The 17,932-nt window shown below is 73.3% G+C and carries 12 protein-coding genes; 6 read left to right on the top strand and 6 right to left on the bottom strand.

The genetic code is table 11. From position 1 onward, the window contains the following. From ABNT58_RS11845 to ABNT58_RS11825, 5 genes are all read right to left on the bottom strand, one after another. Nucleotides 1-743, bottom strand: a 743-nt coding sequence (locus ABNT58_RS11845) for a GDP-mannose 4,6-dehydratase (protein WP_348753677.1), incomplete at its 3' end; no start/stop codon positions are given. Then, entirely contained in the window at nt 743-2,659 is a 1,917-nt protein-coding gene (gene asnB / locus ABNT58_RS11840; RefSeq protein WP_348753676.1) for an asparagine synthase (glutamine-hydrolyzing), read from the bottom strand. The genes asnB and ABNT58_RS11845, both read right to left, overlap by 1 nt. Nucleotide 2,660: 1 nt before the next feature. Next, nucleotides 2,661-3,698, bottom strand: a complete 1,038-nt coding sequence (locus ABNT58_RS11835) for a polysaccharide deacetylase family protein (RefSeq protein WP_348753675.1) — start codon at nt 3,696-3,698, stop codon at nt 2,661-2,663. Continuing rightward, nucleotides 3,683-4,495: a 4'-phosphopantetheinyl transferase superfamily protein gene (locus ABNT58_RS11830; protein WP_348753674.1), complete on the bottom strand. Its 813-nt coding sequence runs from the start codon at nt 4,493-4,495 to the stop codon at nt 3,683-3,685. Before ABNT58_RS11830 ends, ABNT58_RS11835 begins: the two co-directional genes overlap by 16 nt. After that, the gene (locus ABNT58_RS11825) at nt 4,492-5,259 is read right to left on the bottom strand and encodes an alpha/beta fold hydrolase (RefSeq protein ID WP_348753673.1); all 768 of its coding nucleotides are present in this window, start codon (nt 5,257-5,259) and stop codon (nt 4,492-4,494) included. The genes ABNT58_RS11830 and ABNT58_RS11825 overlap by 4 nt, the downstream gene beginning before the upstream one ends. Before the next feature lie 165 nt (nt 5,260-5,424). Here ABNT58_RS11825 and ABNT58_RS11820 point away from each other — a divergent pair, with 165 nt between their 5' ends. Genes ABNT58_RS11820 through ABNT58_RS11800 form a run of 5 tightly spaced genes read left to right on the top strand, consistent with a single transcriptional unit; the run spans nt 5,425 to nt 11,342 of the window. Next, nucleotides 5,425-6,900, top strand: a complete 1,476-nt coding sequence (locus tag ABNT58_RS11820) for a lipopolysaccharide biosynthesis protein (protein WP_348753672.1) — start codon at nt 5,425-5,427, stop codon at nt 6,898-6,900. Between the two features lie 9 nt (nt 6,901-6,909). Continuing rightward, nucleotides 6,910-7,953 carry a polysaccharide biosynthesis/export family protein gene (locus tag ABNT58_RS11815; RefSeq protein ID WP_348753671.1) on the top strand — a complete coding sequence of 348 codons (1,044 nt, stop codon included), beginning with the start codon at nt 6,910-6,912 and terminating at the stop codon, nt 7,951-7,953. Further along, complete coding sequence (locus ABNT58_RS11810) at nt 7,950-8,612, top strand: hypothetical protein (protein ID WP_348753670.1); 663 nt, start codon at nt 7,950-7,952, stop codon at nt 8,610-8,612. Before ABNT58_RS11815 ends, ABNT58_RS11810 begins: the two co-directional genes overlap by 4 nt. Before the next feature lie 15 nt (nt 8,613-8,627). Beyond that, on the top strand, nt 8,628-9,842 hold the full coding sequence (locus ABNT58_RS11805) for a Wzz/FepE/Etk N-terminal domain-containing protein (RefSeq protein ID WP_348753669.1): 1,215 nt from the start codon (nt 8,628-8,630) through the stop codon (nt 9,840-9,842). Between the two features lie 30 nt (nt 9,843-9,872). Then, nucleotides 9,873-11,342, top strand: coding sequence for an O-antigen ligase family protein (locus ABNT58_RS11800; protein ID WP_348753668.1), 1,470 nt, complete (start codon nt 9,873-9,875; stop codon nt 11,340-11,342). On the opposite strand, the gene ABNT58_RS11795 is transcribed toward ABNT58_RS11800, so the two are convergent. After that, the gene (locus ABNT58_RS11795) at nt 11,312-12,379 is read right to left on the bottom strand and encodes a glycosyltransferase (protein ID WP_348753667.1); all 1,068 of its coding nucleotides are present in this window, start codon (nt 12,377-12,379) and stop codon (nt 11,312-11,314) included. The genes ABNT58_RS11800 and ABNT58_RS11795 overlap by 31 nt on opposite strands. A gap of 142 nt (nt 12,380-12,521) precedes the next feature. Between ABNT58_RS11795 and ABNT58_RS11790 the strand changes: the two genes are divergently transcribed. Continuing rightward, on the top strand, nt 12,522-17,932 hold a 5,411-nt coding region (locus ABNT58_RS11790), incomplete at its 3' end, for a condensation domain-containing protein (RefSeq protein ID WP_348753666.1).

The following is a 17,932-nucleotide window of genomic DNA, read 5'->3' as shown; positions in this document are numbered from 1 at the left end:
CCGATGGACACGCCGCGGCCGGCGCCGACGTTGATCACTTCGCCCAGCGCCGCATCGGATCGGGCGACGGCCAGAAAGCCCTCCACCGTGTCGGCCACATAGTTGAAGTCGCGCACCGGCGCCAGCGAGCCCAGCCGCAGCACCCGCTGACCCGACAAAATCTGGCTGATGATGGCCGGGATGACGGCCCGCGCCGATTGCCGCGGCCCATAGGTGTTGAAGGGCCGTATGGTGGCCACCGGCACGCCGAACGAGAGGAAGTAGCTCTCGGCCAGCTTGTCGGCCCCGATCTTGGAAGCGGCATAAGGCGACTGGCCCTGCAGCGGATGCTGCTCGTCGATGGGCACGTAGCGCGCGGTGCCGTAGGCCTCGGAGGTGGAGGTGTGCACCAGGCGGCGCACGCCTTCATGGCGCGCGGCCTCCAGCACGTTGAGGGTGCCCAGCACGTTGGTGTGCACATAGCTGTGCGGCGCCACGTACGAGTACGGAATGGCGATGAGCGCGGCCAGGTGGAACACCGTGTCGCAGCCGCGCACCGCGTTGCGCACGCTGCCGGGGTCGGCGATGTCGCCGGCCACCACCTCCAGCCCCGGCGTGCCGGCCAGGCCTTCCAGGTGGCCCCAGTGGCCGCGGGCGTTGTAGTGCACGAAGGCGCGCACCGGGTGGCCCTCGGCCAGCAGGCGTTCCACGAGGTGGCTGCCGATGAAGCCGGCGGCGCCGGTGACCAGCACGGTAGGGGTCATCAGGCGATCTCCTGCGCGGTGGGGGCGGGGGTGGGTGTGGGGGTGGCCTCGAAGCAGCTGCGCTGCCAGATCTCGAGGTTGAGCAGGCACCACAGCAGCTTCTCGTGGTTGCGCCGGCCGCGGTCGTGTTCGTCGAGCAGGCGCTGCAGCACCTGCGGGCGGTAGTAGCCGCGGGTGCGCGACGAAGGGCCGGTCAGGCTGTCGCGCAGCAGCTCGCGCAGGTGGCCGCGCAGCCACAGGTTCACCGGCAGCCGGAAGCCCACCTTGGGCCGGTGCAGGATCTCGGCCGGCAGCACCCGCTGCATGGCTTCGCGCAGCACCCACTTGCTGGTGCTGCCGCGCAGCCGCTGGCGGTCGGGCAGCGCGCTCACCCACTCGGCCAGCCGGTGGTCCATGAAGGGCATGCGGCTTTCGATGGAAGCGGCCATGGTCATGCGGTCGCCGCGTTCCAGCAGGTTGTCGGGCAGCCAGCTGGCCTGGTCGAAGTGCAGGATGCGGCGCAGCGGGCTCAGGCCCTGCGGGGGGGCAAAGGCCGAGGCATCGGGCGGCAGGCGGGCCGGCGGCAGGCGCAGCAGGGCCACGCGTTCGTCGGGCGACAGGGCACCGAACCAGCGCGGCATGCGGTCCTCGAAGCGTTCGAGGTTGAGCGTGGCGGCCAGCGTTTGCCAGCGCGCGAAGCGGTAGGGCAGGGCCCGCACGGCCGGCTCCAACAGGCCTTGCCGCAGCGCAGCCGGCAGCCGCTGCCAGGCGCCAGCGTACTGCTCGAAGCGGTGCTTGGGATAGCCGGCCAGCAGCTCGTCCGACCCTTCGCCGGTGAGCACCATCTTGACCGACTGGCGCGCCTGCATCGACAGCAGGTAGATGGGCACGTCGGCCGTCTCGGCCACCGGCGCATCACGAAAGTGCGCCATCGCCGGCAGCTGGTCGGCCAGGTGGCGGGCGGTGATCTCCAGCTCATGGTGTTCGGTGCGGCAGGCCGTGGCCACCTGGCGGGCATAGGCCAGCTCGCTGTAGGCGCTTTCGGCAAAGCCCACCGAAAAGGTCTTGACCGGCAGCCGGCTGTGGCGCGCCATCAGCGCCACGATGGCCGACGAATCGATGCCGCCCGAGAGGAAGGCGCCGAACGGCACGTCGGACACCATGCGCATGCGCACCGCGCGGTCCAGCTCGGCCAGGAAGCCGCCGGCCGCATCGGGCAGCGGCGGGCCGGCGGGCCGGGGCAGGCCATCGGGCGGCTGCCAGTAGCGCTGCTCGGTCACCCGGCCGGCCTGCCACAGCAGCAGGTGGCCGGGCATCAGCTTGCGCACGCCGGCCCACAGGGTGCGGGGGCCGGGCACGTAGCGCCAGCCGAAGTAGTGCCACAGCGCATCGGCATCCAGCTCGCGCCGCAGCCCAGGCCAGGCCAGCAGCGCCTTGATCTCGGAGGCGAAGATCAGCGCGCCGCCCGGCTCGGCGACGAACAGCGGCTTCTTGCCGAAGCGGTCGCGCGCCAGGAACAGCCGGTCGTGGCGCGCGTCCCAGATGGCGAAGGCGAACATGCCGTCCAGGTGGTGCACGCAGTCGGTGCCCCACTCCTCCCAGGCATGCACCAGCGTCTCGGTGTCGGAGCGGGTGGCAAAGCGGTGGCCGGCCGCCTCCAGCGCCAGGCGCAGCGCCGCATGGTTGTAGATCTCGCCGTTGAACACCACCTGCACCCGGCCGTCTTCATTGCCCATGGGCTGGTGGCCGGTGGACAGGTCGATGATGGCCAGGCGCCGGTGGGCCAGGCCGATGCGGTGGCGGCCGTCGGCGCTCGTCGCATCGAGAAAGCCTTCGTCGTCGGGCCCGCGGTGGGCGATGGCCCGGGCCATGCGGCGTAGCGCCGCCGCTGCGGCATCGGCCGGGGCGGGGGCGACGAAGCCGGCGATGCCGCACATCTCAGATGCTCGCCCGGATGGCGTTGTCGATGTTGTGCGCGCAGGCAAAGCCCAGCGGCCAGTTCAGCGCCACGCGGGGCAGGGCGGTGGGCTCCTGCTGGCCGGTGATCACGCCGTCGATCGCGGTGTAGGCGCCCTGGTAGCCGGCGCGCCGCACGGCGGCCCGCACCGCCTCGTTGCAATGGTCCGGCCCGCCGTAGGGGTAGGCGAAGGTGGCCACCGGCTGGCCGGTCTCGCGCTCGATGCACCGCTTGGCACCGGCCCCCTGCCGCTCGAGCTCCTGCGCGTCCACCTGCGCCAGGTTGAGGTGGTCGGCCGAATGCGCGCCGATCTCGAAGCCTTGCCCGGCCAGCGTGCGCAGCTGGGCCCAGTCCATCAGCGCATCGCCTTCGGCGGGCCGCTCCTGCACCTGCAGGCGGGCGGCCAGTCGGTCCAGCACGGCGGGCAGTTCGGTCGTGGGCCGCCGGCGCATTGCAGCGCCCAGGCGCTCGGTGGCGTCGCGGCGTTCGGCCTCGGTGGTCAGCGGCAGCTGCTCGGGCAGGTCGGTGCCCGGCAGCAGGCCGTCGCAGGGCAGGCGGCCGGCGGGCGCCTCGCGCAGCAGCGCGGCCAGGCGGTCCCACCAGAAGCGGCGGTGGCTGCCCACGTAGCCGCTGACCACGTAGAACGCCGCCGGCACGCCCAGCCGCCGCAGAATGGGCGCCGCCACCAGGAAGTTGTCGGCATAGCCGTCGTCGAAGGTGACGGCAAAGCGCGGGCGCCCCGCGCCCGGCTGCAAGGCCTGCGATGGCGTGACGGGCTCGAAGTGGCGCAGCATGAAGCGGATCTGCGCTTCGAAGGTGGCCGAGGTGATGCCTTCGTCCACCGTCATGCCCGCCTTGCGCCGCTGGCGGCTGGCCAGCACCCGGTGGTAGCAGAGCACCGCCGTCAGCCCGCGCTGGCGGGCCAGCCGGCGCCACTGCAGCGCACAGGCCCCGCTGTGGTAGCCCAGCGGGCTGCACAGCTTGCGCAGCTGCCGCGGCAGGCTCAGGCCGGCGTGCATGGCAGGCGGCCTGGCGGCTGCCAGGGCAGGGGCGGCACGGGCGTGGCCGCTGCGCAGGGTTGCAGGTCGGGCCCGACCGGGTGTTGCCACTGAAGCGGCGGCGCCAGCGCCGCCGTGGGCTGGCCGCACACCAGCGCGGCCACATGGCCGGCGGCCAGGTCCCAGCCCTGCAGTTGCCAGTGCCAGGGCAGGCCCTCTTCATCGGGCAGCTGCACCGGGCCGTGCAGCCAGGCTGCGGCAGCCGGCACCGGCGGTTCTTCAGCCAGCCCGGTGCCGCGGGCCTTGGCCATGGCTTCGATCACCGTCCACCAGCGGAAGAAGGGCCGGGACTGGCCGGCCTGCAGCGCGGCGCTGCAGGGGGCCAGCGCATCGGCCGCCAGGTGCGCCTGCAGCATGGCGGGCTCGGCATGGCCGGGCGCGATGCGCTCCAGGTCGATGCCCAGGCGCTGCGGCGGACACGGCCCCGGCCGGCCGCTGCCGGCCAGCGCGATCAAGGCCCGCTCGCCGCGGTGCGACAGGCTGAAGTCCAGCTGGTGCCCTGGAAGCCGGAGCCGCCCGAAGCGGCCGCAGGCCCAGCGCAGCGCCGCCGGTTCGGCCCCGGTGCGCCGGGCCACCAGGCGCCGCAGCGCGGCCCGCCGTGCGATGAAGCGGCGGCGGTCGGCCGCGAACACCAGCCGCGCGGCGCGTGCCTGCTCGGCAGGTTCCAGGCAGCGCCAGTCGGCCGCTTCGCCGCTGCCGGGTGCGTCCAGCGCGATGGTCCACAACTGCACGTCATGGGCCCCTGGCAGGCCGCTCATGCCCACGCCCCTTGCCACCGGCCCAGCGCACGGCGCAGGCAGCCGAGCACCGCTTCGCGCTGGGTGGTGGGAAAGAAGTGCCCGCCCGGGAACACCTTCAGCTCGAAGTGCTCGGTGGTGTGCCCTTCCCAGGCCCGCGCATCGGGCAAGGGCACGCTGGCATCGCTGGCGCCGGCCAGCACCAGCAAGGGCACCGCCAGCGGCGCCAGCGCCATCGGCTCGCGCATTTCCACCACCCGCAGGTCGGCGCGCAGCGTGGGCAGGGTCATCAGCAGCAGCTCGCGCAGCTCGGGCTCGAAGCGGGCGCCGTAGCGCTCCTCGATCGCGGCGGCCAGCTGCGCATCGGGCATCTCGCACAGCAGCGGCCGGCGCGCCGGCAGGTGCGGCGCGCGCGCGCCGGAGGCGATCAGCAGCTGCGGCAGCTCATGCCCCTCGGCCTGCAGCCGCAGCACCAGCGCATGCGCCACGTGCGCGCCCATGCTGTGGCCGAACACTGCGTAAGGCCCGCGGCACCAGGGCCCGATGGCCTGCACCATCGCCTGCACCAGGCAGGCCATGTCGGCATGCGGCGGCTCCTGCAGGCGGGTCTCGCGGCCCGGCGGCTGCACCGGCATCAACTCGATCTGCGGCCCCAATGCCGACGCCCAGCCGGCATAGGCGGCGGCGCCGCTGCCCGCATGCGGCAGGCAGAACAGGCGCAACGCACCGGAGCTTGGCGGGGGCACCCTGAGCAGCCAGGGGCTGGGCGATGAGGGCAGGTTCATGAGGGGCTGCCGGCCTGCCATCCATGCAAGGGCATCAGCGGCCTGGCCCAAAAATTCTAGGTTCGGGCCAGGGTGCGGCAGCTGTCGAACATAGGGGGATCGGTGCCCGGGATGCCGGGGTAAGCTGACCTCGATCCGGCGACCCAGCCCCACCTTGTTGGACCGATGAATGCAGCTCTCGCCATCGTTCGCGATGGCCGCATCTACGCCATCGCGAACGTGGTCAACCGCGTGGCTGGCCTGGCGCTGCTGCCCCTGTTCACGCATGTGCTCAGCCCCGGCGAGTTCGGCCTGTACACGCTGGTGCAATCGGTGATGGACGTGCTGTCGGTGCTGTGCGGCCTGGGCCTGACCAGCGCGATGAACCGCTTCTACCTCGAGTACCCCGACGACGCCGCGATGCGTGACCGGGTCATCGCCACGGTGCTGCTGCTGGTGGGCGGCCTGGCCCTGCTCATCGCGTTGCTGGCCTGGCCTGCGGGCCGCTGGCTGTCGCAGGCGGTGCTGGGCTCGTCGGCGCACACCGGCCTGTGCGCGGTGGCGCTGGTGGCGCTGGGCTGCATCGCGCTGTTCGAGGTGCAGTGCGCCTACGCGGTGGTGCGCAAGCAGGTGCGGACGTACTTCGTGCTGTGCTGCGCCAAGGCGGTGGCGCTGGTGGCCTGCAACCTGTGGCTGGTGGGCGCGTGGTCGCTGGGCGTCATCGGCGTGGTGCTGGCCACCGCGCTCAGCATGGGGGGCATCGCGCTGGTGGCGCTGGTGCTGATCCTGCGGCGCACCGGGCTGCATTTCAGCGTGCCGCTGGCGCTGCGGCTGGTGCGCTTCGGGCTGCCGCTGGTGCCTTCGGCGCTGGGCAACTCGGCGCTGGGCGTGGTCGAGCGCTACTACCTGCACCATGCGGCCGGTGCCGCGGCGGTGGGGCTGTATTCGCTGGGCAACCGGCTTGCTTCGCTGCTGCAGATGTTCATCGCCGCGCCGTTCTCGCAGACCTATGCGGTGCGCCGCGTCGAGACCCTGGTCAAGGGCGAAGACCAGCAGGTCTACGACCGGGTGCTGCTGCTGTTCGTGCTGGTGATGTGCCTCAGCGCCTTTGCGCTGTCGGTGTTCGGCGCCGACCTGGTGGCGCTGCTGGCCACCAGCGACTATGCGGGCGCGGTGCAGCTGGTGCCGGTGCTGGGGCTGTGCTACGTGCTGGCCTCGATCAACTTCAACCTGGAGCTGGGCATCCACTACACCCAGCGCACCTGGGCCTTTCCGCTGGTCACCGGCGTCACGCTGCTGGCCAGCATCCCGCTCAATGCCTGGCTGGCGGCGCGGCATGGGGCGATGGGCACCGCGCTGGCGCTGCTGGCGGTCAACGGCGTGCGCCTGGTGGGCACGCTGGTGATGAATGCCCGCGTGGGCAGCCGGCTGGTGCGGCTGGACTGGACGCGTGCGCTGCCGCTGATGGCGCTGTCGCTGGCGCTGGCCTGCCTGGTGGTGCAGTGGCCGGCGCCTGTGCTTTCGCCTTCGTGGCTGGTGGCCAAGGCGCTGCTGGTGGCCGCGCTGGCGGCGCTGCTGGTGGCCTCGCCACTGGTGGGCGCCTCGGCGCGGGCCGAACTGCTGGGGCTGTGGCGCCGGCCCGCCGTCAATGCCGCGGCCTGACCGCCCGTGATGAGCGCCCGCATCCCTTCCATCGTCCGGGCTGCCGGTGTGCTGCAGGCCGCCGCGCGCGCCGTGCTGCTGTCGGCTCTGCTGTCGGCCCTGCTGGGGGCCGGCCTGGCCGGCTGTGCCAGCCGGGTGCCCAGCTTCGTGTCCTCGCCGCTGCCGGGGCCGCAGGAAGAGGGGCCGCTGCCGCTGGCGGTGGGCGACCTGATCGAGGTGGACTACTACCCCACGGCCACCATCGCGCCGCAGGCCTACCGCATCGGCGTCGACGACCGGCTGCGGGTGGAGGTGGCCGACCATGCCAACCTGCTGACCGACCAGGCGCTGGTGTTGCCCGATGGCTCGGTCAGCGTGGCCGGGGTGGGGTCGGTGGCGGCGGCCGGTCGCACGATCGACGAGGTGGCGGCCGACGTGACCGCCGGCCTGCGCCGCGCCTATATCCGCAACCCACGGGTGGTGGTCAGCGTGCAGCTGGGCGACGGCCGCCTGCGCAGCCTGATCAACCGCCGCTCGGACAACGGCGGCACCGAACTCAACCTGTTCCAGATCGCCGAAGGCGGCCAGCTGCTGCTGCCCTTCATCGCGCCGGTCGATGCGCTGCGGCCGATCGAGGCGGTGCGCCAGGACGTGGTGCAGGCGTATCGGCGTGCCTTCGGCGACCGGCTCGAGATCACCGTCAAGCTGCGCCAGGCGCGCCAGCGGCTGGTGTACGTGATGGGCGAGGTGGTCAAGCCCGGCGTGGTGGAGTACACGCCGCAGCTGACCACGCTGTCGGCGGTGGCGGCTGCCGGTGGCTTGCTCAGCAGCGCCGAGAGCACGTCGGTGGTGCTGTACCGCCAGCGGCCCGAGGGCCGGCGCGCCTGGCTGCTGAACCTGCGCGACACGCTGACCGACGCGCGCGAGGATGCACAGCGCATCGCGGTGCGGCCCGACGACGTGGTGTACGTGCCCAAGAGCGGGGTGGCGCTGGCCAACGACGCGGTGGACCAGTACGTGCGCCGGATGTTGCCGCTGCCCGCCAACATCGGCGTCAGCGTCAACGTGCGATGAGCAGCCCCGCCCGCGACCCGGCCGCCCGCTTCGCGGAGGCCTTCGAGCCGGTGCGGCTGCGCCTGTTCGGCGCCGGGCTGCTGGGCCAGGCCGGCGCGGCGGGCGCGGCCAGCCTGGCGCTGACGGCCATCGGTCGCGGCGATGGCGTGACCACCGTGGCACTGGGCTGCGCGCTGGCCACTGCCCGGCGCGGCGAAGGCCCGGTGCTGCTGCTGGACGGCACGCCGCTGGGCCGGCGCTGCGCCGACGTGCTGGGCGTGGCCGCCACCTCCATGGCGCCCGAGGCCGGCAGCGAGCAGCTGGACTCGCACCTGCTGGACCTGCCGGCGCTGGGCCTGCACCTGCTGCAGCTGGCCGGCCCGCCACCGCGTGCGGGCGAGCCCGCCGGCGCGCCGGCCTGGACGCAGCTGTGGGCCACGCTGGGCCGGCGCTACCGGCACATCGTGATCGACGCCGGCAGCCTGCGCAGCGATGCGCCGCTGCGCTGGGCCGGCTGGGCGGCGCACAGCGCGCTGGTGATCGACACCACGCACGTCACCCGCGAAGCGATGGAGGCGCTGCGGCGCGAGCAACGCCATGGCGGGCCGGCGCTGGCCGGGTTCATCCTCAACAAGCGCGCCTTTCCGGTGCCGGCCCGGCTGTACCGGGCGCTGTCCTGAGGGCCAGCTGCCGCCATGTCCAAGCGCGACCTGTTCGTGTTTCTCTTCAAGTGGAAGGCCAGCCTGCTGGGCGTGTTCCTGCTGGTGATGCTGGCGGCCTCGGCCATCGTGTTCCTGGCGCCGCCCAGCTACTCGGCCACCTCCAAGGTGCTGGTGGAACGCAACCGGCCGCCGGTGCTGCGCACCACGCTGGGCCCGGCGATGGACCTGGCCGAGGCGCTCAACACCGAAGCCGAGATCCTGCTGTCGCGCACGGTGATGACCCACGTGGTGGACAAGCTCAAGCCGCAGGACCGGCCGCGCCAACCCGGTCGGCTGTCGTCCCTGGTCGATGCCAGCAAGGCCTGGATGGAGGAGCAGGGCCTGCTGTATGCCCAGCCACCGCGCGAGCGCTGGATCCAGCAGCTGCAGAAGAACGTCAAGGTCAAGCCGTCCATCGATTCCAGCATCCTGAAGATCAACTACGGCGACGACGACCCGCAGTGGGCGGCCCGCATCGTCAACGCGGTGATCGACGAGTACATCGCCCAGCATGTGCGCGTGTTCTCGGCCCGCGGCAGCAGCCAGGTCTACCAGGAGCGCATGCAGGCCATCGAGGCCGACCTGACGCGCCGGCGCGCCGAGATGGCGGCGCAGAAGCAGCGCCTGTCGCTGGCCGCGGTGGAGGACACCAAGCGTGACCTGGTGCGCCGCATCGGCGACTTCGGCGGCCAGAAGCAAACCGCGCGCGACGAGATCGACAGCCTGCTGCAGCGCTTCGAGCGCGGCCACCACGAGGTGGAGGTGGCCACCGCCAAGCTCGCCCGCATCGAACGGGCCGAGGCCCAGGCGCGCGAGCAGTTGGGCCGGCTGGAAGCACAGTCGGCGCGGCTGGACGACCTGCAGCTGGAGATCGGCGCGCTGGAGACCGCCTACCGCGACTACGCCCGCCGCTACGACGACGCCCGCTTCACCGACATGGCCAGCGCCAACGCCATCAACGTGGGCGCGGTGGACTATGCGGACGTGCCGGTGCGGCCCGAGAACTCGCGGCTCTTCCTGCTGGTGGTGGCCGCGGGCGGTGCGCTGCTGCTGTCGCTGCTGGTGGCCACGGTGCGCGAGTACTTCGACCGCCGACTGTCCAACCCGCAGGCGGCCGAAGACATCCTGGGCCTGCCCGACCTGGGCTCGGTGCCGGTGCTGCGCCGCGCCGACCGCCAGGCCCTGCACGGCGCCGCTGCGCCGCGCTGACCCCACGGGCAGCGCGCAGCCGCATCGACCATGCACCAGCGCCTGGGTTCCATCGCTTGGGGGCCGCTGCTGGGCTTCCTGCCCTGGGCGCTGCTGTCGCTGGCCTTCGGCCTGGTGCTGGGCAGCGGCGCCTGGCTGCTGGCCGGCATCGTGCTGGGGGCGCTGCTGGCGGGCCTGCTGCTGGCCAGCGGCCCCTGGTGGCTGGCCATGGGCTGGATGGTGCTGTCGCCCACCATCGCCGTCTTCCTCAACAACCTGCTGCAGGGCATCCCGTTCTTCCGCACCGAACGGGTGGTGTTCCTGCTGCTGCTGGGCGGCTTTGCGGCGCAGGTGATCTTCCGCAAGCTGCGGCTGGCACCGCTGGGCCCGGCCGAGCGCTGCATGGCCGCCTTCCTGGCGCTGGCGCTGGCGCATGTGCTCGTCAGCCTGGCGGGCAAGCCGCTGGGCGTGTGGAGCAAGGAAGACGGCGCGCTGCTGTTCGATGGCTACCTGATGCCCATGGGCGCCTTCTTCATCGCGCGGCGGCTGGCCTGGACGCCACAGCGGGTGCGCCAGTTCCTGGCCCTGCTGGGCGCCGCTGCGCTGTTCCTGGCGTTGACGGCGCCGCTGGAAACGCTGCTGGGCATCCGCTGGTTCATCCCGACCTACCTCGACGTCATCCACGTGCTGCTGCGGGCCACCGGCACCTTCGGCAATGCGGCGGCCTATGGCGCGGTGATGGGTTCGCTGCTGCTGCTGGTGGCACTGCTGTGCACCACCACGCCGCCCGGCGGCTGGCGCCTGTGGTGGCTGGCGGTGCTGCTGGCGGTGCTGGCCGCCATCGTGCTGAGCAAGACGCGCGCGGCCTGGGTGGGCGTGGCCGCGGGGCTGGCGGTGGTGTTCCTGCGCGATGCGCGCAGCCGGCCGATGCTGGGCCTGCTGGCCGCCGGCGTGGCGTTGGCCGCCGTGGTGGCGGTGCCCTGGCTGCTGGCCAGCCGCGGCTTCGAAGAACGGGTGCTGGACACCGCGCCCATCTACAACCGCATCGCCGGCTCGGGCGCGGCGCTGAACATGATGCTGAGCAATCCGCTCACCGGCGTGGGCTTCACGCGGGCCGGCTTCGGGCTGCACCGGGGCCAGTACGCCGTCGAGGTGGGCGAGGTCTCGGCCGCCTGGATCCGCGAGCTGGCGGTGCCGCACAACGAATTCCTCAACGTCGGCGCGATGATGGGGCTGCTGGGCTTCGTGCTGTACCTGCGGGTGTTCGTGGCGGTGTTCCGAGGTCTGCGCCGCATCGCGCAGGACCCGGCGCAGGCCGACTTCACCCGCAGCCTGGCCGTGTACGTCACGGCCCTGTGGGTGGGCTGGTGCATCAACGCCTGCTTTGCCGATTTCGCCAACCTCGGCTACGTCAACATGCTGCTGTACTTCAGCGCCGGCGTGGTGGCGGCGCTGGCCGCCGCCCCCGCCGCGGCGGCTGGCGAACCGGCTCAACGCGGCGCATCGACCGCGGCCATGTAGCGCCGGCACTGCTCGCGCCAGCGCGGCTGCAGCAGCCATTCGGCCGTGCCGATGGCGTGGCCGCTGAGGCTGCCCAGGTCCTTGGCCAGCACCGCCACCACGGCCATCAGCGCCTGGCGGGCGCCGCCGGGCTGCTGCGGGCCGAACACCCGCCGCAGGCGCCGGATGCCGGTGCGGTGCAGATAGGCCGCCGCCACTGCGGCGCTGGCCGCCGCTGCCGGCCACCAGCCCAGCACAGCGGCTGCCATGCCCAGCAGCAGGCTGCCGTACACCGCCGCCAGGCGCAGCTGTTGGCGCCCGCCCAGGCCCACCCGTGCCTCGCCGCGGGCATAGGTGCGGTTCTGGCGGAACAGCTCGCCGGGCGTGCGGCGCATGTGGTGGTGCAGCCGTGCGCCCCAGGCCACGGCCACCGGCGCCTGGCAGGCCAGCAGCTTGTGGCCGAACAGCAGGTCTTCGCCGGCACGCAGCCAGGCCGGCTGGCCGCCCAGCCGCAGGTACACGTCGCGCCGCACCGCCATGCCCAGCCCGCCCAGGCGGATGGTGCGCGGTGCGCGGGCGCGCTGCTCCGCTTCGCTCAGGCGGGCGAAGAGGGTGGCTTCCTGGTACTGGATGGCGGCCACGCAGCGCTCGAAGTCGCTGGTCACCAGCGGCTCGTACAGGCCGCCGACGGCTTCGATGCGGGCATCGCGCTCAAAGGGTTCGGCCATGGCCGCGATCCACTGCGGATCGACCAGGTTGCCGAAGTCGAGGAACAGCAGCAACTCGCTGGTGGCGGCGCGGGCGCCGGCATTGCGGCCCACGCCAGGCCAGGCCCCGGGCTGCACCAGCAGGCGGATGGGCAGGCCGGCATCGGCATGGGCCTGCACCCGCTCGCGCGTGCGGTCGGTGGAGCCGGCGTCCACCACCACGATCTCGTCGGGCAGGCGGGTGGAGGCGCGCACCGCCTGCAGCACCGCGTCCACCGATGCCTCTTCGTTCAGCGCCGGCATCACCAGCGCCACGCGCAACCTGCTGCTGCCTTCCACCGCTTGCGACATGGCCCCTCCGCAGTGGTGGCGAGTATGGCCGTGCGGCGCTGCGCGGCCAGTGGGCAGCATAGGGATGGCGGCGCCCGACAGCGCCTCGCATATTGGATGGACTGCGCGGCGGCACCCGCCCCGTGACCGATGGGCTGCAGCGATGAACCCACAAGCATTGGAGACAGGCCGCCCCTGCGGCACCGAGACCGTGGACCCGGGGCTGCTGACCGCGGCCCGGGACCAGGTCAGGCGCCTGACCGGGCTGGAGGGCGTGGCCGTGGGTGCGATGCGCCCCGTGGCGCCGCCAGCCTGGCACCTGGGCGAGCTGTCGATGGGTTGGGTGCGACCGGGCCTGGCCAGCGCCGCGGAAGCCGCCTGCGCAGCTGCCGCCACGGCCGATGCGGCGCTGGCACAGCGGCCATGGGCCATCAGCGATGGCGGCGCGCTGCAGCTGCCCGCCGATGCGCCGCAGCTGCTGGGTGAGCTGCTGATGCGCGCCGCGGCCGAGCCCGCCCCGGCGGGCCTGGTGGTGGTGCGCAGCGATGGCCGCGAAGACGAGATCAGCTACGCCGCGCTGCTGGCGCGGGCGCTGCGCATCGGCGCGGGGCTGCGGGCGCAGGGCCTGCAGCCGGGCATGCCGGTGGTGCTGCAGCTGCCGCGGCACGACGACTTCCTGGCCGTCTTCTGGGCCTGTGTGCTCACCGGCGTGGTGCCGGTACCGGTGGGTGTGCCCCCCACGTTCACCGAAGCCCATGGCGCGCTGCGCCGGCTGGCCGATGCCATCGACCTGCTGGACAGCCCGGTGCTGATCGGCGACGAGGCGGTGCTGCAGGGCCTGCAACAGGCGGCCGCGGTGCTGCCGCTCAAGGCCCACCGCGCGCTGTCACTGGCGGCGCTGCAAGACCATGCGCCGATGGCCGATGTGCATGCCGGCGAGCCCGACGACGTGGCGCTGATGATGCTCACCTCCGGCAGCACCGGCCGGCCCAAGGGCGTGCCGCAGCCGCACCGCAACCTGCTGGCCCGCACCTTCGGCTCGCAGCAGATGCACGGCTGGCCGCGTGGCATGGTCACGCTCAACTGGATGCCGCTGGACCATGTGGCCGGCCTCATCTACTTCCACCTGCGCGACGTGTATCTGGCGGCGCGGCAGATCCACGTGGGCGTGGACGACGTGCTGCGCGATCCGCTGTCCTGGCTGGACCTGATGGACCGTCACCGCGTGGCCGTGAGCTTTGCCCCCAACTTCGCCTTCGGCCTGGTGTGCGGCCAGGCGCAGGCGCTGGCGCGCCGGCCATGGCAGCTGGGCTGCGTGCGGCGCATCCTCAACGGGGGCGAGGCCATCGTGGCCGCGCCGGCCCGGCGCTTTTTGCAGCTGCTGGCGCCGCACGGCCTGCGGCCCGACGCGATGATGCCGGCCTGGGGCATGTCCGAGGTGTCGTCGGGCGTGACCTACGACGACGGCTTCCGGCTCGACACCACGACCGATGCCGACAGCCATGTGCGGGTGGGCCGGCCGATACCCGGCGTGCGGCTGCGCATCGTCGACGAAGCCGGCCAGCTGCTGCGCGAAGGCCAGACCGGGCAGCTGCAAGCCGCGGGCAGCACCGTCTTCGGCGGCTATTTCGGCAGCGGGCATCTGCGCGCACAGGCCTTCACCGACGACGGCTGGTTCCGCACCGGGGACCTGGCCTGCCTGGAAGACGGACGCCTGACCATCACCGGCCGCGAGAAGGACGAGATCATCATCAACGGGGCCAACCATGCAGGCCCGGCGATCGAAGCCTGTGTGGAAGAAGTGCCCGGCGTGCTGGCGTCGTTCGCCGCGGCCTGCGCGGTGGCCGATGCCCGGGCCGGCGGGGCCGAAGGGCTGGGCCTGTTCCTGGTGCCGCAGGCGGCGGACGATGCCTCGCTGGCCGCCTTGCTGCGCGCTGTGCGCCGCCAGGTGGTGCAGCGCTTCGGCATCAGTCCCGCGGTGCTGGTGCCGCTGGAGCGTGGGCAGGTGCCCAAGACCTCCATCGGCAAAATCCAGCGTGGCGCGCTGAAAAAGGCGCTGGCGCGTGGCGACTTCGAAGCCGAGCTGCGCCGGGCCGACGTGCTGGAGGACAACGAGCACACGCTGCCGCGCTGGCTGTTGCGCACCGTCTGGCAGCCCGCGCCGGCGCCCGAGGTGGGCGGTGCCGGCGCCACGGGGCAGGGCACCTGGCTGGTGATGGCCGAACGCGACGACCCGCTGGCGCAGGCGCTGCTGGAAGCGGCGCCCGGCAGCCTGCTGCTGGGCCAGCCCCCCGGCGGGCCCGACGGTCTGCCCGCGGCCTTGCAGCGTGCGGCGCGCCATGCCGCGGAAGGCGGTGCGCCACCGCAGGGCCTGGTGTGGCTGCTGCCACCGGCGGCCGGCGGCGCGGCCAGCGATGGCGAGCGCTGCGTGGGGCTGGCGCTGTGGCTGCGCGCCTGGATGCCTGCGCTGGCCGCAGCCGGTGTGCCCACCCGGCTGGCGCTGGTCACGCGGCAGGCGCTGCCGCTGGAAGCCGGTGAGTCGGCCGACCCGGCCGCGGCCTCCCTGGGCGCCTGGGTGCACACGCTGGCGCAGGAACAGGCCGGCTGCCTGGCCTGGCATGTGGACGTGGATGCACAGCAGCCGCAGCGGGTGGCCCGTGGCCTGCTGGCGGATATGCAGGGCGCGGGCCAGGCCGGGCCTGCGAGCAGGGAGGTGGCCTGGCGCGGCGGCCTGCGCCATCGGCCACGCCTGGCGCCGGTGTGGCAGGCGCCCGGGCCGACCGTCGGCCCGCTGCGCAGTGGCGGCTGCTACGTCGTCACCGGCGGTCTGGGCGGCATCGGGGTGCTGCTGGCCGATTGGCTCGCCACCCGCTGGCAGGCCCAGGTGCTGCTGCTGTGCCGCAGCAGCCTGCCCGCCGACGACGCGGCCGACACCGCTGCCCAGGCCCGGCTGGCGGCCTGGCGCCAGCTGTCGGCCCATCATGGGCCGCGCATCCGCCTGGCCGTGGCCGACGTGGCCGACGCGGCGGCGCTGCGCACCCAGCTGGACGCAGCGGCTGCCCAGTGGGGTCGGCCTGCCGATGCGGTGTTCCACCTGGCCGGCCATTACCACGAGGCCGCGCTGGCGGACGAAGAGGGCGCCAGCCTGGGCCGGGCCTTCGCGCCCAAGCTCGGCGGCTTGCGTGCGCTGCTGGCGGCGCGGTCGCCGGACACGGCGCTGGTGTGCTTTTCGTCGGCGGCCAGCGGGTTTGCGGGCGCCCACGTGGGCGCCTATGCGGCGGCCAACCGCGCGATGGAAGTGCTGGCGCTGACGGCGCCACGGGTCTGGTCGCTGGCCTGGAGCAGCTGGCGCGACACGGGCCTGACCCGCCAGCACGGCGCCGGCGAGCCGCTGCGCGCCATGGGCCTGCGCGAGATGAGCGTGCCGCAGGCGCTGGCCAGCCTGGAACTGGCGCTGCGCTTGCCACCCGGGCTGCTGAGCATCGGCCTGTCGGCCGCCGCGCCGGCGGTGGCCGCGCGCACCACCGGCCTGCGCCTGCAGCCTTCGATCACCGTGTTCTGCGAAGCGGATGCCGACGCCGTGCCTGAGGCTGCGCGCGCGCTGGTGCCCTTGATCGACGCCGCCGGCCAGCCCTGCCCGCTGGCCCTGCGACTGCTGCCGGCCTGGCCGCGTGACGCCGCGGGCCGGGTGGACCAGCCGCTGCTGCTGCGGCTGGCCGAGCAGACCAGCGGCCAGCGCATGCCGCAGGGCGCGGTGGAAACGCGGCTGGCAGGCCTGTGGCAGCGGGTGCTGGGGCTGCAGGACCTGTCGCTCGTCAGCGCCGAGCAGAGCTTTTTCGAATTGGGGGGCCAGTCGCTGCTGGCGGGTCAGCTCATCACCGCCATCGACAGCGCCTTCGGTGTGCGCTGGACCCTGCGCGACGTGTTCGAGGCGCCCACCGTGGCCGCGCAGGCGCGCCGCCTGGCCACGGCCGTGCCCGTGCAGCAGGCCGCCGCACGGCCACTGCTGCCGGCCGACCCCCGCCAGCCGCTGCCGCTGTCTTCGGCCCAGCAGCGGCTGTGGTTCCTCGACCAGGTGCATCCGCGCGACCCGGCCTTCCACATCCCGGCCAGCCTGCGCTTTGCGATCGCGCCGGACCCCGAGCGCGTGCGCCGCGCGCTGCAGCAGCTGCTGGACCGGCACGACAGCCTGCGCACCTGCTTTCCGCTGCGCGACGGCCAGCCCTGCCAGCAGGTGATGCCGCGGCAGCCGGCGGTGCTGGCGGTGGACACGCTGGCCCCGGCCGCGCTGGACGGGTGGATGCAGGCCGAAGCACGGGCCGGCTTCGACCTGGCGACCGGCCCGCTGCTGCGGGCCCGGCTGGCCCTGCTGGCCGGGCCGGCCGGCGGCGCAGTGCTGCTGCTCACGCTGCACCACATCGTGGGCGATGGCGAATCGGTCAAGGTGCTGTTCCGCGACTGGCTGGCGGCCTACCAGGCCGATGCACCGCTGCCCGCGCCCAGCTGGCAATACGCCGACTTCGCGGCCTGGCAACGGGCGCAGGCCGAGGCCGGCTGCCATGCGGCCGATCTGCACTACTGGCGCGGCCAGCTGGCCGACCGGCTGGACGGCTTCAGCCTGCCCACCGACCGGCCCCGGCCGCTGGTGCAAAGCCATGCCGGTGCCACGCTGCGCAGCCCGCTGCCGGCAGCGCTGTCGCAGCGCCTGCTGGCCTTTGCCGCGGCGCAGGGCGTCACGCCCTTCGTGCTGCTGCTGGCCGGCTTCAAGGCCTTGCTGTCGCGCTATGCGCAGCAGCCCGATGTGGTGGTGGGCAGCGTGGTGGCCAACCGCGACCGCGCCGAGTTCGGGTCGCTGATCGGCTTCATGGTCAACGTGGTGGTGCTGCGCACCCGGCTCGATGGCGACCCCGGCTTTGCCGACCTGCTGCACCGGGTGCAGCGCAGCGTGCTGGACGCCCATGCCCACCACGCGCTGCCCTTCGAGGCCCTGGTGGATGCGCTGCAGCCGCCGCGCGACAGCAGCCGCTCGCCGCTGTTCCAGATCGCCTTCGACCTGCGCGATACCGACATCACCCGCAGCCCGGTGCCGGGCATCACGCTGGACGTGATGGCGCCCGACCTCGGCGCGGTGCAGTACGACCTGCACCTGACGCTGCAGCAGCATGCCGAGGGCTTCACCGCCCTGTGGCAGTACAGCACCGGGCTGTTTGATGCGGCCACCATCGGCCGCATGGCCCGCAACTTCGCGGTGCTGCTGGGCGCGGCGCTGGAAGCGCCCTGGCAGCGGCTGTCCACGCTGGCGCTGCTGCATGCCGACGAGCGCGCCGCGCTGGCCGCCTGGAACCACCGCGCCGCACCCTTTGCCGACGGGCGCTGCCTGCACCAGTTGTTCGAAGACCGCGCGGCGCTGCACCCCCGGCACACCGCGCTGCTGATGGGCGACGATTCGCTGGACTACGCCACGCTGGAAACGCGCAGCAACGCCTGGGCGCAACGGCTGCAGCAGGCCGGTGTCGGCCCCGAGGTGTGCGTGGGCCTGTGCCTGCCGCGCTCGATGGCGCTGGTGGTGGTGAT

The sequence above is a fragment of the uncultured Aquincola sp. genome (genome assembly GCF_964001545.1).
Lineage (GTDB): Bacteria > Pseudomonadota > Gammaproteobacteria > Burkholderiales > Burkholderiaceae_C > Aquincola.
The sequence above is the reverse complement of the archived record's forward strand: the minus strand, read 5'-3'. Positions and strand labels throughout refer to the sequence as shown.

Excerpts from the sequence above, each read along its gene's own strand:
- asnB (WP_348753676.1), bottom strand. The coding sequence starts at position 2,659 with ATGTGCGGCATCGCCGGCTTCGTCGCCCCCGCCCCGGCCGATGCCGCA.
- ABNT58_RS11835 (WP_348753675.1), bottom strand. The coding sequence starts at position 3,698 with ATGCACGCCGGCCTGAGCCTGCCGCGGCAGCTGCGCAAGCTGTGCAGC.
- ABNT58_RS11830 (WP_348753674.1), bottom strand. The coding sequence starts at position 4,495 with ATGAGCGGCCTGCCAGGGGCCCATGACGTGCAGTTGTGGACCATCGCG.
- ABNT58_RS11825 (WP_348753673.1), bottom strand. The coding sequence starts at position 5,259 with ATGAACCTGCCCTCATCGCCCAGCCCCTGGCTGCTCAGGGTGCCCCCG.
- ABNT58_RS11820 (WP_348753672.1), top strand. The coding sequence starts at position 5,425 with ATGAATGCAGCTCTCGCCATCGTTCGCGATGGCCGCATCTACGCCATC.
- ABNT58_RS11815 (WP_348753671.1), top strand. The coding sequence starts at position 6,910 with ATGAGCGCCCGCATCCCTTCCATCGTCCGGGCTGCCGGTGTGCTGCAG.
- ABNT58_RS11810 (WP_348753670.1), top strand. The coding sequence starts at position 7,950 with ATGAGCAGCCCCGCCCGCGACCCGGCCGCCCGCTTCGCGGAGGCCTTC.
- ABNT58_RS11805 (WP_348753669.1), top strand. The coding sequence starts at position 8,628 with ATGTCCAAGCGCGACCTGTTCGTGTTTCTCTTCAAGTGGAAGGCCAGC.
- ABNT58_RS11800 (WP_348753668.1), top strand. The coding sequence starts at position 9,873 with ATGCACCAGCGCCTGGGTTCCATCGCTTGGGGGCCGCTGCTGGGCTTC.
- ABNT58_RS11795 (WP_348753667.1), bottom strand. The coding sequence starts at position 12,379 with ATGTCGCAAGCGGTGGAAGGCAGCAGCAGGTTGCGCGTGGCGCTGGTG.